Below are 14,083 nucleotides of genomic sequence, written 5' to 3'. Positions count from 1 at the left end.
TAAGCTCCTCCAGCGTAAACAATTATCTCTAGTATACCATGAAAAAATCTTCCATATTAATAATTACACTGTTTGGATTTTCTCCTGAAGATGCACTGTTTCTGAATGAGCAAAAAACGGAAGAAGATGAGTGTGGCACGTAAAGAATAAAACCTGCCGTTTCTCGGAAATCATTCGCAAAAGAGATAGAGTCCGTTCTGTTCGCCCGTGGTCAAAATGAACGAAACTGTCATCTATCACGAGCGGTACTTGCGCATCAAACGTATCAGCAAGAGCGAGGCGAAGAGACAAGTACAGCTGCTCCGCAGTTGCCTGGCTGAGTTCATGAGCGAAAAAGCGTATGCCGTCAGCTCGTTCCACTATAAATGCTTGCTCGGCTGTTGGCGCAAATAAACGGACATACTGCTCTTTTGTTACATACCGAAAGTATTGCTCAGCTGTTTCAAGAATGCGCGGAAATCGCACTTCATGATACTGCTCTTTTGTTTTTGTTAATATGGATTTTGCGGTTCTGCATGCTGCCCATTTCTTCATTTGTTCGCGAAGCTGCGCTTTCTTCGCTTCCCATTCATGCAGAAGCACAGAATAGGCCGTTCCTTCTTCTAAATTTGCAATTTCCACTTTACATTGAGCAGCTTGCGCCTGCAGCTGCTGCTCTTCCTTTTGCAGTTCCTCCTGCTTTTTGAGATGCTGCTCAAGACACGCACGGTAATCCTCCGTCCAAGTCACCCGATCTGAAAGATGAATAGAAATGAGACGCTCTTCCAGCACAGAAATTTGGGTCATTATAAAAGACAGCTGTTTCTTTGTCTCTTGTACCTCTTTATATTCCTTGCCCCTCTCATAAAAATCTTCCTCTGCCAACACGCCTGCAGTTTCCCACAGTTCCCCCCGCTCTTTTCGCAGCTTTTCATCCGTATGAATGATTTCTTTTTGCTCTTCCTCCCACTCTGCAAGCTTTTGCTGAAGCTGCTGCTTTGTCAGTTGATTTTCTATTTCTTTTTTTAGTCGCTCATATATGCCCGATAGCGTAGAAGAAACCGAACTGCCAGTGACACGAAAAGCAGTTTTCAACTGGGAAACCTTCTGTTCAAACTGTTCTATGTCTTTAGAAAGCAGCTGACTGCGCTCCATCTGCTTCGTAATTTCACGCTGCAGCTGCTTCATCTTTTCTATTCGTTCAAATGCCGGCAAGAGTTGTGCATAGGATAGCGCTGACGGCAATGAATACGCCTGCTTATGCCGCTCTATTTCTCTATCAAGCCCATATGCCTGCCGTTCCCATTCCTCGTACTGCGTCACGATTCGTTCATATGCTTTCTCCGCTTGCTGCAGCTTGAATTTTTCCTGCTCTGCAAGCTGCCTCATTTCTATCCCCTGCTCCGTTGATGAGTGTTGTCCTGCATGGCGGTTCATTACAAATAGCACGATTACTGCAGCAAAGAGAACAACGCTCACTAACGATAAACTTGCATTCCTTCCTAACACGCCTGCGATAAGCGATATTACACTAAGCGCAAGAAAAATCCCCAAAATACTCGTTATCTTATTATCTCTCTGTGCATGATGATGTGTTTGAGAGTCTGCCTGCTGCTTGCTGCGCGTTTCAGCGGTATGGCGCTGCTCTTCTACATGACGCACGCGCTCTTCTTGCTCTTCCAATTGCTCCTGCGCATTGGCGAATCGCTCATCCAGCTGCTGCTTTTTATCCGCAAGCCGCTGTGCTTTTTGCACGGTTTGCAAAATAGACTCCTTGGCTGCAAGACTTGTATCCAGCTGTAAAAAGAAAGAGGCATCTCTGGAGATACCAACGCTGATTACAAACTCCTCCAGCTCTCCTTCCATTTGCTGTATGGAAGATACAATCAACTGCAGCTCTTGTTTCGCTGTTTCATAGGACATATGCTGAAGACGGCATTCCTCTGCAAGCGGCTCTTTTTCTAACATGCCAAAATCTACAGCCAGGTCTGCGATGCTTCTTTTTGCATCTTCTATTTTTTGCGAGAGTGTCTGCATTTGTGATTGCACCGGTTTCCACTCTGCCAGCAGCGTTTCATAACGGGCAATGCCGTCTGCCGGAAATGAAGAAACAGATAAGGTTTGCAAGAAGTCCTCATATTTTTGTCTTTCAATCAGCAAGGGCTGCAGCGCTTGCATTGTTTCGCAATCTTTTATATGACGCTGCATCTCTTCCTTTTCTATCTGGATTGCTTCTAAGCGCTCTTCGCAATCTTGCTTTTTCTTCTGCCATTCCTCGTATGTATCCAGTTTTTGCTGCCATTTTTGCACATTTTCGCGCAGTTTATGGACTTCTTGCAGCCCAGCATTGATAATTGGCTTTCTTCCATTCGGCTTAAATAGTGCCTCCAGCTCGCGCTCCAGTTTTTTTTCAAGCTGCAAAAGTAAATCCGTACCGACCGCACCGGCAGAAAATAAATAGTTTCCAAGCTCTTCTTTGCTTACACGGTGGATATTTTGCAAGCCGTGCATATCAAATGAGAATACAGATTCAAATAGTGACACATCCATTCCTTGCAAGAGACGTACAAGTACTTCTTCTCCGGCCTGCGTTCCATCCTCAAGATACACCGCGGCTTCGCCGGCAGCTGTTTTGGGAAGGCGCTCCACTCGTATGCGTCCATACTCCTCCGTTTGCATCGTAATGGCACCGCCGTATGCACCGCCTGTTTTCGGTTCATAACGGTACTGACCTCTTATCGGAAATCCGAAGAGAACGCTTTTAATGAAGGAACGGATTGTAGACTTTCCCGCTTCATTTTCTCCATACAAAATTGTAATTGCAGAAAGATCCAACTCCACGTTCTCAAGCTTGCCGTAACCGTATATATGCAGCTTCTCCAGCCTCATCTTTTATCCGCCTCCTCTGCCATCAGCCCTTGTATCACAATACGCTCCGCTTCCTTTAGAATTTCTTGCTTTTCTTCTGCTGAAAACATTTCCAGCTCTCTTGCCGCAGACGATGCCCAAAGCGGACGCAAAATCCCGTCAATTTCTTTGAACTGTTCCGCTTCCTTTAGAAGAGCGCCGAAGAAATGATGTTCCTTCTTCATTTGCTCCCACGTGTCGCGAGAGAGGGTTTTATCGTTGCACTTCACAATGTAGACGAAATTTTCTCTCTCTTCTCCGCTTTGCAATATATGTACAAGCTCCTCTCGCGCATCTTGTAAGTACGGGGACATTACGCCATACCCTGAAAAAGTGAGCGACACAAGAACGCCTTCATTTTCGCGGCGCACGCTATTCATCGCTTCATAACAGCGCTCCAATAGTTCATCTGCCTGATGTACCCCTTCAATAGAAACTTCTATCTCATTCCAAAGGATGTCTGCCGTCGGAATAAATACTTGTGATGATGCTTCCAATTCAAGCTTTACGAGATAGCATCCCTTTTCTCCTGTTTCTTTTCGATGCCTCCCTTGTATATTTCCAGGATAAATAATTGGCGGCTGTTCTGATAAAATACTCCGCTTATGAATATGACCGAGCGCCCAATAGTCAAAATTCTTCTCTAGAAGCTCACTCAGCAAAAACGGTGCGTAACGGCCGTGTTCGCTGTTCCCGTCAAGGCTTCCGTGAAGCAGACCGATATGAAACGGTGCGCCCTTCTCTTTTTTATATTGATTTGTCATGTTTTCTGTCACCGCTTTTTGATGATAGCTAAAGCCGTATATATACGCCATCAGCTCTCCGTCACGATAATACGGCTTTCGTTCTACATAAGACTCTGTAAAAATATGTACATTGTCAGGGAATTCAATGGCTGCCCAGTTGCCTCCCAAATGGTCATGATTGCCGTGAATCACATAAACCGGAATACTGTAATCGTGAAGGCGGCGCAATTGATCTCTGACAAAAATTTGCGCGCGCAGGCTGCGCGTCTGGGCATCATATAAATCGCCGGACAACACGACAAAATCCACTCTCTCCTGAACGGCCCTATCAATGACGCGGGCAAAAGAGCGAAACGTACTTTCTTTCATTCTCTCAAATAAGACAGGCGGGACATTTGCTTCCATTCCTTTGAATGGGCTGTCAAGATGTAAATCCGCTGCATGAATAAACGTTAATGGTCTCATCAACGAATCTCCTCTTCTATTTTAGCTGTTTCTTATTGTAGCACGTTCATCACTGAATTTCTTTTTGCGCAATAGCTTATTTTATGTCAAAATTATAATAAGATTCTGATTTTTCTAAGGGGGATATATACATGGGAGTTTATACAGTAACAGCCTATGAAAAAGACGGCACAAAGCTGTTAGATCAAACATTTGAAGCAAGCAATGAAGGAGAAGCAAAAGAAAAAGGAGAGCAGCTGCTGCGCGAGAAAAATCTGTATGGACACACGCACCGCTGCACAAGCTCAAGCGCCAAGCTTGTCTTGTTTCAACGCTAATAGAAAAGCGGAATCGGCCCGCTTAGCTCCCTCGTCAAAATGTTCTTCACCATCAAAGCCGCTTTTTGGCTTTGTATGGGGAAGGTTATTTTGGCGTTGGGAGCTGGCCGATGGAGCTAGACACAAGAAAAGCGGAATCGGAGAGGTTCTCGCCCCTCAAAAGCGCTTTTTGCTTTTGTGTGGGCGAGGTTCTCTGGTGGCAGCACCTAGCCGGTGGAGCTGGACATCACGAAAAGCGGAACCGGCTCGCTCAGGCGCAGAACCAGAGGTTCTCGCCCCTCAAAAGCGCTTTTTGCTTTTGTGTGGGCGAGGTTCTCTGGTGGCAGCACCTAGCCGGTGGAGCTAGACATCACGAAAAGCGGAACCGGCTCGTTCAGGCGCAGAACAATAGAAATAAGGAGCCAGCAGGCTCCTTATTTCCCTTGAAATACAGGTGCGCGTTTTTCCAAAAAGGCTTGAATACCTTCTTTATGATCCGCTGTTGTACGCATTTGGAATTGACCTTCCTTCTCAAGCTCCAGCACTTTTAATAGCGCCTCTTTGTTTCCTTGACATAAAATACGCTTTGTTTGCACCATGGCTTTTACAGGCTTTTGCAGCCATTCTTCCGCTTTTTGCTTTACAGCTTGCGGGAAGCCCTTTTCCACCACTTCATCGATCATGCCGATTTTCAATGCTTCCGTTGCAGACATACGTTTGCCTTCCCAAATAATCTGCTTCGCAAGCGATTCGCCAAGACGGTTTTGCAGGAAGAAATGGCCGCCGCCGTCCGGAATCAGCGCAATGCCGATGAAGTTCATCGCAATCACAGAAGAAATGTCAGCGATTACATAATCTGCCGCTAAAGCCAAGCTAAGTCCGAGTCCCGCAGTCGGACCGTGAATAGCGCTGATTACAAGCTTCGGCATCGTGTATAGTGTCAATACAAGCTCAGAAATCGTGTTCATAATCGGCAAGAACTTGCTTTCATCACTGTCAGACAGCATAGACTTAATATCGCCGCCTGCTGAGAACCCTCTTCCGTTTCCACACAGCACGATTACATCCGCTGCGCTTTCGGATACTTCTTTCAATTTATGAAGCAATTCCTTTAGTGTCGCTTCATCCAAAGCATTTAACACATTCGGACGGTTTAACATAACAGTTGCAATACGTCCTTCGTATTTTACAATTACACATTCTGTAGAACTTGACACAGTCATTTCTGTACCCTCCCCTTATAGTTTCACTTATACAATTTGAGACGGAGAGCGAGAAATCCTTCTTTTTTGTAATTTTGAAAAAATAATCATTTCAATAAAGAAGCAGGCTATACAATGCAGCCCGCTTCCCGGAATTTCGGTATCGTATTTTTCTGTTCTTACAGACTCGCCATCTTCCTATAAATCTTCGGGTACATAGACGATTGTACTTATATAGTCACAACATGCACGTTTCCCAACAGCAAAGTTATATTAGAATCATACTCTAACAATCTTCATGTATTTACTTCTCGCGCTCTTGCACCGTGCGTACGATGGCAGTCACAGTTTTTCTGGGCATAAAGCGGATGGCTCCTGCCAATAACTTATTTTTGAATCCAGGTACAACAATGCCTTTTCCTTTTTGAAACTCTTGATATGCAACAGCCGCAACTTCTTTTACATCCATCACTCCGCTCTTGAACAGCTTAGATTCGTGCAAGTTGGCACGATTGGAGAATTCCGTTTTTGTCGGTCCCGGGCAAAGTGCCGTCACTTTAATATTCGTATCCTTTAGCTCATTCTCCAGCGCTTCTGTAAAGGACAGTACATATGCTTTTGTTGCATAGTACACCGCCATTAACGGTCCCGGCTGAAATGCTGCGGTAGATGCAACATTAAGAATGCCCCCTTTGTTGCGCTTCATCATTCCCGGCAGCAATAACTTTGTGAAATGCGTTAACGTTTTAATATTTAAATCAATCATATTCAGCTCTTGATGCAAATCAGTTTCTGCAAACTCTCCGAACAATCCAAATCCAGCGTTGTTTACAAGATAGTCAATTTCTATTCCCTGCTTTTGCAATTCCTCGTATACTTCAGCAACAGCTTCTTGATCAGAAATGTCCTTTGCAATGGCCGTAACTTGAATTTCGTATTCTTGTTCTAAACTCTGCTTTATGCCCGCCAGCCGTTTTGCATCGCGTGCTACCATAGCAACGTTATAGCCATCCTTCGCAAAGTGATAAACAAGCTCTTTTCCAATTCCGCCAGATGCACCTGTTATAAGTACTGTTTCTTTTTTCATATTTATCTTCCTTTCTCATTACGATTAAATTATTAAACGTTCGAAAGTTTAAACATTTAGATAAAATGTAATACAGGAAAGCAAAGAAGTCAATCCTTCATCAAGTGGTTTTTCTATCCATATGAATTCCATCACTGACTTACTTCCGCTTCCTTACATGCTTGAAGCGGTTGTCGTCTAAACATGATAAAAGCCCGATTGCTAAGAATCGAGCTCATCGTACTTCCTATTGGTTTATAGACTTCTCGAACATTTGGCGCAATACAAACTTCTGCAGTTTTCCGCTTGCATTGCGCGGCAGTTCGTCCATGAATACGTAATGACGCGGACGCTTGTAATCTGCTATACCGTCAGTTCCTTTGCAATAAGCGTCAAGCTTTTCTGCTGTTAAATTCGGATCCTTTTTTACAATAACAGCTACAACTCTCTCGCCCCACATTTCATCCGGCTCTCCAAGCACAGCCACATCCATAACTCCCTCATGACCATGCAGGAAGTCCTCGATTTCACGCGGATAAATGTTTACACCACCGCTGATAACCATGTCGTCTACACGGTCTGCAACATATAAATAGCCGTCTCGGTCCATGTAGCCAAGATCCCCTGAATGATACCAGCCCTTGTATGTGGACTTTTGCGTAGCTTCCTCACGGTTATGATAGCCTGCCATCATGCAGGGGCCTCTCATGATGATTTCTCCTACTTCATACGGAGACAGCACATCATCCGGTTCGGACGCTCCGTCCTCGTTCGGTTTAACGATACGAATTTCATGGTTAAAGCAAGGCTTTCCGGCAGATCCAGCTTTTATAAGCTGATCTTCTTCTACTAAGAAGGATACAACCGGCCCCATTTCTGTCATGCCGTAAATTTGCACAAGTTCGATATGCAGGCGCTCTTTGCATTCTTTTACGAGTGAAGGTGCCATTGCAGCTCCTCCGTAAATGCCGATTTTCATGGAGTCCAGCTTATAGCTGCTCAAGTCTTCCTGCAGCAGCATTTTCCACATCGTCGGCGCCGCAAAGAACGTCGTGATTCCTTCTTCTTGTATCGTTTGCAGCACTTTCTTTGTATCAAACTGATGCATAATAACGTTTTTAGCCCCTGCATGCACGCGCGGTAAAATACCTGCATGAAGCTCACCGCAATGATATAACGGCGCTGTCACAAGACCTGCGCTGTCACGCGTGTACTTCAAATAATATGTACAAATCAAGCTGTGCTCTGCCATTTCGCGATGACGATGCAAAACGCCTTTTGGATGTCCTGTAGTACCGCTGGTGTACATCATCGAGCAATAATCTGTTTCTTCCACTTCAATCATCTGGAGGTTAGAGGAAGCTTTTGCGACATGTTCATGATAAGAAACCGCATAAATCGGTGCATCGTTTTCAATATACCAAAATGAAATCGATGGAAAATCATGCTCGATGCTGGAAATAACAGACTCAACTGCTTTTTCAAATAAAACGACTTTTGGAGAAGCATCCGCTAGAATATAAGCAACCTCTCTCTCTTTTAGGCGGAAATTAATCGGATTGAACACGGCACCGATTTTCATACATGCGAAGTAAGCGGTTGCAAATTCACTCGAATTATACAGAAACGCGGAGACACAATCTCCCTTTCTTACCCCGGCAGCCAGAAGAGCATTCGCTGTTTTGTTTACTTGCTTATCCCATTCCTTATACGTCCAGCGTATGCCTTTTGCCGGTTCCACGAGTGCCTCCTTATTCGGATAGCCTTGTACCGCCAGTTCGAAAATTCTTCCTACTGTCATAAACATAAAGCGATTCCTCCCCCTATGAAATTTCAACCTTCTATAAATTCGTGCATAAATAGACAGGCTCCTCCTCTGAATTTGTCGAAATATTCTAAAATTAAATATGATTCCTCGACAGAATCTTGCAAATATCACGAAAAGCGGAACCGGCCCGCCCAGGTTCTCTGGTGGCAGCGCCTTGCCGGTGGAGCTAGACATCAAAAAAAGCCGCCGGCAAGCCGGCAGCCTTTTTACACAAATAATTCCTCTAAAATTTTCAGCTTATCTTCCGTATACTTCAAATACCCTTCATTATACGACTTCGGATCCTTCGGGTTCGCAAAGTGCGTAATCGCACCTGTTTTAGGGTGCACAAACTTGCTCGATGCGCCGCAGCCAAGGCCGATGATGGACTGTACCTCTTCCATAATCACGATGTTATAGATGCTTTCCTGCTCCGGCATAGAATAGCCTACGTTTTCCAGATTCCCAAGGATGTTCTTTTGGCGATATAAATAATAAGGAACATAGCCGTGCTCTTTCGTCCAGTCTTCCGCCGCATGCATCATTTCCGTAATTTCTTCACGGCTTGCGACTTTATACTTTCTTTTATTTTGCGTCATTTCAGATGCACGTTTAAAGGACAGCGTATGAACTGTTAAGGATTCCGGCATCAGCTTTTCTGTTTCAGCAAGTGTATGATTGAAAATCTCAAGTCCTTCGCCAGGCAAACCGATAATTAAATCCATATTAATGTTGTTCATGCCCATAGAACGTGCTAAATGGTATTTTTCAATCGTTTCCTCGACTGTATGATGACGGCCAATCGCTTTTAATGTTTCTTGATGATATGACTGCGGATTGATGCTGATGCGGTCAATATTCCATTTATTCAGCACATCGAGCTTCGCAGGCGTAATCGTGTCCGGACGCCCTGCCTCTACCGTTACCTCGCGGATGTTTTTTACATCAGGGAAGGAAACGTACATTTCTTCATACAGCATGTCCATTTCTTCAGCGGTAATGCTCGTCGGCGTACCGCCGCCGTAATACACAGTCGTAATCTTAATGTCTTTTTCCTTTAAAAATCGGCCAATCTCGCGTATTTCGTAATGAAGACCGCCTAAGAAGGAATCGACAGAGCCTTGCCGACCGTTAATCGCATAAGCCGGGAACGTACAATATGCACATTTCGTCGGACAAAATGGAATGCCGATGTAAATGCTCACTTCTTCTTTTAAATTGTACAAGTCAGGTACAACAGACAGCTGACAATCAACGATACGCTGCATAAGGTCAATCTTTTCGTCATGAATTAAATATTCCTCGCGCAGCTCTTTATGCGCTTCTTCTTTCGTCATACCGCTTTGCAGCTTTTTATGAAGAAGCTTCGTTGGACGCACGCCCGTTAAGATTCCCCACTTTTGTTCAATGCCTGTCAGTTGCTGAAGAACGGATAAATACACATAAGAAACTGTATTTTTCACTTGTTTAAATCGTTCTTTTTCGTTTGTGTAGGCTGCAACATCTTTAGAAAATGAAGCGCTATACGTTCTCCCAGTGGACGTTTCCGTTAAAACTGCAGACGCTGTAACTGCGTTTTCCCCTTCTATATGAATCGCAACAACAAGATCTGCGTTCTCTTGTTCAAATGCGACAGTACATTCTTCAAAAAACAAGCCGCCAATCAATTGCAGCGGACGTAAAAAACGATCATCTCGTAATGTTTGAATTGTAATTTGCAACGATTCTCACCTTTTCATTTTCAGACTTCTTTTAGTTTACTGTATGGCCCTATAGAGGTCAACATAGGATTACCTTCCAGTTTTACAGAAGAAACTCCTCAGAATTCTGAGGAGTTTCTTCTTACCAACGTTTTATTTTAATATGATCCTTTAAGAATTCAAGTGGAAATTGCTTGCGGAAATGCTCTTTAATCATGTATGTTACACCGTTTTCATTATTGGAGCGCGTAATCCAGTCTGCCGCCCTTTTGAGTTCCACCGGCGCATTCCCCATTGCAACGCCAAGACCGACGTGTTCAATTACCGCTAAGTCATCCATGCTATCGCCAATCGCCACCATCTCTTTCGTTGCAATACCGAGATGCTCACCCAGAAGCTGCAAGCCTCGAAGTTTTGAGATACCTGGCGGAAGGATTTCCATGCGATCTCCTGCACATTCGATTATACTTACGTCCTCGAATGCCTCTCGCACGGTTTGGACTGCACGTGCCTTTTCCTGCTTATTTGAAAAAAACACATCTATTTTCGGCGCCGCCACCGGCTGATCTCGCAGCGTATCGCCGAGTGATTCTACAAATTGAATTGGATAAAAGACAGGATCTGCATTCGACAGAACCGCCCTCGCGATAAGATTGGAAGACAGCTGCCGGCGATTCCCGAGGGAAAAGCGTTCATGCGAAATACGGATGTTACAATCAAAATGCTCCAGCACTTGCACAAGGTTGAACGTTTTTTCCTCTGATAATTTTCTTTGCACGAGCGGTGTATCCAAAGAAGCGGAAACGAATGCACCGCTATGTGTAACGAGCAAGGAATCAAGTTTCAATGCCTTTGCAACCTTTTGCGCGGATTGGAAGTTTCGGCTCGTATAAAGTGTTACATATACACCCTTCTCACGCACAAAATCAATTGCTTCCTTTGTACCCTTTTGCAATCGACCGTTTGAGCGAATTACAGAGCCATCTATATTAATAGCTAACAGACGATAAATCATGAAGCAGGACCTCCTTTTCTTAGCTGTCACGCTCTACAACTAGCGTATGAAATGAGGTCCTTAATTAGAACGCTGTACAGCCCGGCACAGCGTTTATTCCTTCTCTTATCTGCTACTCTCCCGCTTCATCCTTCTTCATGCTATAGCCGTTCGGATGATGAACATGCCAATTCCATGCATGCTTGATAATCGTTTCCAAAGATCCATATTTCGGCTTCCATCCAAGAACGCGCTGCGCCTTCTCTGAAGTTGCAATCAATACAGCAGGGTCTCCTGCACGTCGTGACGCTGTCTCTGCAACAATGGAAACATTTGTAACAGTTCGGCAAGTCGCGATTACTTCCTTTACAGAGAATCCTGTTCCATTTCCTAGATTGAAAATGTTGCTTGTCTCTGTTTTATCCAAATATTGAAGAGCGAGATAATGAGCTTCTGCCAGGTCCATAACATGGATATAGTCGCGAATGCACGTGCCGTCTTCAGTTGGATAATCATCACCGAAAATCATCACCTTTTCCCGCTGTCCAAGCGCAGCCTGCAATACAATCGGTATCAAGTGAGATTCCGGTGTGTGATCTTCACCGATTTTGCCTTCTGGATCGGCACCTGCGGCGTTGAAGTAACGTAGGCAAACGGATTTCAACCCATGCGCTCCATCCATCCAGCGCAGCAGCTTTTCAATTGCCAGCTTCGTTTCACCATATACGTTTGTCGGTATCGTCGGATCATTTTCTAAAATCGGAATATTGACTGGATTGCCATATACAGCGGCAGTGGAAGAAAATACAATTTTTTTTATATCATACTCTACCATTTTCTTTACAAGATGATAGCTGCCAATCACATTGTTATCATAATAAGCAAGCGGCTGCTCCATGCTTTCTCCCACTAAAGAATTAGCGGCAAAGTGGATAACAGCATCGATTTTATTCTCCGTAAAAATCCGATCCAGTACCGTCTCATCACGAATATCTCCTTCATATAAGGGCACGTCCAGCGCCGCAGCGCGATGGCCTTTTTGCAGGTTGTCCAATACAACAACCTTCTCACCTTTTTCCTTGAGCAAAAGAACGGCGTGACTGCCGATATACCCTGCTCCCCCTGTTACCAAAATCGTCATAATAGTTCCTCCTTTATAAAGTATGGCATATTTCTTATGTAAAATATTTGGCTCATTTATCAATGTAATTAAGTGTACCGCTTTTCTTGTACTTTTTCAAAAAAGTTCATGTAATGTCACTACTTTTAATGATCTGGACCTTTGTATCATTATTACTCAGAAACTGATGAAAAGAGCTTATAAATTTATCCACAGCTCTCTCCTCTATATTTATCTATATATGAGTGAATTATAATTTCGACAGTTCCATCACAATCTATATAAATGCAACTAAAAAAATCGACATAAAACTTTTCTTTTAGGGGGAGAGATCATCGGGCTAAGCGTAGAAGCGGTCAAACCCTTTTCGTGGCCCATGCAGGGGTAAAGCATAAAGAGGGAGCGAGCGCAGTTTCCCTTTTGTTCTATGTGGCGAACGATAGATATGTCGGAATAACAAAGTGGACTTATATAAGTGATATTTTATAAGCATCCAGCTTCTTTGCTTTTCTCTTTACAGGTAGAGTAAAATTACTGCACTACCTCCCATGCGTATGCAATTGAATTCAAACAGGATCAGAAGGGAATGATCATATGAAATGGCCATTATCTTTATATGAAGGAGACACTCTCGACGTTGCAAAACGTTTGCTCGGTCACAAGCTTGTACATGTGGTTGACGAAAAAAAACGAAGCGGAATCATCGTAGAAGTCGAAGCTTATAAAGGTCCTGATGACAAAGCAGCCCACAGCTATGGAGGCAGACGGACAGAGCGTACAGAAGTGATGTATGGACCGCCTGGGCACGCTTATGTCTACTTCATTTACGGAATGTATTATTGCTTTAACATTATTACAGCCCCGGCCGGCTTACCCCAAGGAGTACTGATTCGAGCTTTAGAACCTGTTGAGGGACTCGAGGACATGCTGTTATCCCGATACGGAAAAATAGAAGTTACAAAACAACAGCTTCGCAACGTGACCAATGGACCAGGCAAGTTGTGCCGCGCGATGGATATTACGATGAAGCAAAGAGGACTTTCCTTGCTTGGTGATGAGTTATATGTAGAAACGGTTTTTCCGGAGCAGCATCTATCTCAGACATATGACATTGCAGCAGGCCCGCGCATTAATATCGATTACGCAGAAGAAGCCATCCACTATCCATGGCGCTTCTATTTTCAAGGTCATCCCTATGTATCAAAATAAGAAAAGCGGAGCCTTCGAGACGCAGAGACCAAAGTTCTCCGCCCTAAAAAGCGTTTTTTGCCTTTTTGTGGCGGAGGTTCTTGGATGGCAGCGCCTCGAAGGCTCCCAGAATTTTATGCTGTCCCGTTCTGAAATAAAACGTCTGCCGGGGCAGATGATTTATTATACTTGCGCAAGCGGACCATATATGTCTTCAAGCGGCTTTAAGATGATTTTATTTAAATCGCCAACCAGCAAATTCATGCGCTGCTCTGCTTGCATCAGTTGAGAAATCTTTTGATTTTGCTGTACTTGCGCAACGATTTGCTGTGCTTTTGCGTTATCTGCTTCTGTAATTTGCTGTCCTTGGACCATTTTTTGTTGAAGCTCCATTTGTACAGCGCGGAACTGATCAAATAGCTGCTTCGCTTGCGGATCAGCTTGCACTGCTGCATAGCTTTGCTTTAAAGATAAAAAATCTGGATTTTCTGTAATCGCTTTTTGCAGCGCATATGCTGCATCATACATGTTTGTTGCCATTATAAATTCCTCCTTTGTAATACCTTTCTAACTATATCAGACTAATTATCATATGTGTAATTCTTTTGCTTTA

General features: G+C 44.0%; 11 protein-coding genes. 2 read left to right on the top strand and 9 right to left on the bottom strand.

From position 1 onward, the window contains the following. Window positions 1-63 precede the first annotated feature (63 nt). On the bottom strand, window positions 64-2,868 hold the full coding sequence (locus tag H540_RS0122715; RefSeq protein ID WP_028402504.1) for an ATP-binding protein: 2,805 nt from the start codon (window positions 2,866-2,868) through the stop codon (window positions 64-66). Then, entirely contained in the window at window positions 2,865-4,097 is a 1,233-nt protein-coding gene (locus tag H540_RS0122710; protein ID WP_028402503.1) for a metallophosphoesterase family protein, read from the bottom strand. Before H540_RS0122710 ends, H540_RS0122715 begins: the two co-directional genes overlap by 4 nt. A gap of 131 nt (window positions 4,098-4,228) precedes the next feature. Here H540_RS0122710 and H540_RS0122705 point away from each other — a divergent pair, with 131 nt between their 5' ends. Further along, window positions 4,229-4,414, top strand: coding sequence for a YhzD family protein (locus H540_RS0122705; RefSeq protein WP_028402502.1), 186 nt, complete (start codon window positions 4,229-4,231; stop codon window positions 4,412-4,414). A 413-nt stretch (window positions 4,415-4,827) separates the two neighbouring features. On the opposite strand, the gene H540_RS0122700 is transcribed toward H540_RS0122705, so the two are convergent. The 6 genes from H540_RS0122700 to galE all read right to left on the bottom strand — a co-directional run bounded on the left by H540_RS0122700 (window position 4,828) and on the right by galE (window position 12,303). Then, complete coding sequence (locus tag H540_RS0122700) at window positions 4,828-5,616, bottom strand: enoyl-CoA hydratase (RefSeq protein WP_028402501.1); 789 nt, start codon at window positions 5,614-5,616, stop codon at window positions 4,828-4,830. Between the two features lie 283 nt (window positions 5,617-5,899). Continuing rightward, on the bottom strand, window positions 5,900-6,682 hold the full coding sequence (locus H540_RS0122695) for an SDR family NAD(P)-dependent oxidoreductase (protein ID WP_028402500.1): 783 nt from the start codon (window positions 6,680-6,682) through the stop codon (window positions 5,900-5,902). Between the two features lie 226 nt (window positions 6,683-6,908). Beyond that, a complete protein-coding gene (locus tag H540_RS0122690; RefSeq protein ID WP_028402499.1) occupies window positions 6,909-8,468 on the bottom strand; it encodes a fatty acid--CoA ligase in 1,560 nt (519 codons plus the stop codon). 227 nt (window positions 8,469-8,695) lie between these two features. Then, window positions 8,696-10,189: a coproporphyrinogen III oxidase gene (locus H540_RS0122685; RefSeq protein WP_028402498.1), complete on the bottom strand. Its 1,494-nt coding sequence runs from the start codon at window positions 10,187-10,189 to the stop codon at window positions 8,696-8,698. Window positions 10,190-10,310: 121 nt separating this feature from the next. Further along, window positions 10,311-11,183 (bottom strand): Cof-type HAD-IIB family hydrolase, encoded by an 873-nt coding sequence (locus H540_RS0122680; RefSeq protein WP_028402497.1) that lies wholly within the window; start codon window positions 11,181-11,183, stop codon window positions 10,311-10,313. 112 nt (window positions 11,184-11,295) lie between these two features. Then, entirely contained in the window at window positions 11,296-12,303 is a 1,008-nt protein-coding gene (gene galE / locus H540_RS0122675; RefSeq protein ID WP_028402496.1) for a UDP-glucose 4-epimerase GalE, read from the bottom strand. 573 nt (window positions 12,304-12,876) lie between these two features. Here galE and H540_RS0122670 point away from each other — a divergent pair. Beyond that, the gene (locus H540_RS0122670) at window positions 12,877-13,491 is read left to right on the top strand and encodes a DNA-3-methyladenine glycosylase (RefSeq protein WP_028402495.1); all 615 of its coding nucleotides are present in this window, start codon (window positions 12,877-12,879) and stop codon (window positions 13,489-13,491) included. Between the two features lie 162 nt (window positions 13,492-13,653). Here H540_RS0122670 and H540_RS0122665 read toward each other — a convergent pair whose 3' ends face one another. Further along, a complete protein-coding gene (locus H540_RS0122665) occupies window positions 13,654-14,010 on the bottom strand; it encodes a YlbF/YmcA family competence regulator (protein WP_028402494.1) in 357 nt (118 codons plus the stop codon). Between the last annotated feature and the right edge of the window lie 73 nt (window positions 14,011-14,083).

Source organism: Ectobacillus panaciterrae DSM 19096, assembly GCF_000430785.1.
In the GTDB taxonomy this organism is placed as follows: Bacteria; Bacillota; Bacilli; order Bacillales; family Bacillaceae_G; genus Ectobacillus; species Ectobacillus panaciterrae.
The sequence above is the reverse complement of the archived record's forward strand: the minus strand, read 5'-3'. Positions and strand labels throughout refer to the sequence as shown.

Excerpts from the sequence above, each read along its gene's own strand:
- H540_RS0122715 (WP_028402504.1), bottom strand. The coding sequence starts at position 2,868 with ATGAGGCTGGAGAAGCTGCATATATACGGTTACGGCAAGCTTGAGAAC.
- H540_RS0122710 (WP_028402503.1), bottom strand. The coding sequence starts at position 4,097 with ATGAGACCATTAACGTTTATTCATGCAGCGGATTTACATCTTGACAGC.
- H540_RS0122705 (WP_028402502.1), top strand. The coding sequence starts at position 4,229 with ATGGGAGTTTATACAGTAACAGCCTATGAAAAAGACGGCACAAAGCTG.
- H540_RS0122700 (WP_028402501.1), bottom strand. The coding sequence starts at position 5,616 with ATGACTGTGTCAAGTTCTACAGAATGTGTAATTGTAAAATACGAAGGA.
- H540_RS0122695 (WP_028402500.1), bottom strand. The coding sequence starts at position 6,682 with ATGAAAAAAGAAACAGTACTTATAACAGGTGCATCTGGCGGAATTGGA.
- H540_RS0122690 (WP_028402499.1), bottom strand. The coding sequence starts at position 8,468 with ATGTTTATGACAGTAGGAAGAATTTTCGAACTGGCGGTACAAGGCTAT.
- H540_RS0122680 (WP_028402497.1), bottom strand. The coding sequence starts at position 11,183 with ATGATTTATCGTCTGTTAGCTATTAATATAGATGGCTCTGTAATTCGC.
- galE (WP_028402496.1), bottom strand. The coding sequence starts at position 12,303 with ATGACGATTTTGGTAACAGGGGGAGCAGGGTATATCGGCAGTCACGCC.
- H540_RS0122670 (WP_028402495.1), top strand. The coding sequence starts at position 12,877 with ATGAAATGGCCATTATCTTTATATGAAGGAGACACTCTCGACGTTGCA.
- H540_RS0122665 (WP_028402494.1), bottom strand. The coding sequence starts at position 14,010 with ATGGCAACAAACATGTATGATGCAGCATATGCGCTGCAAAAAGCGATT.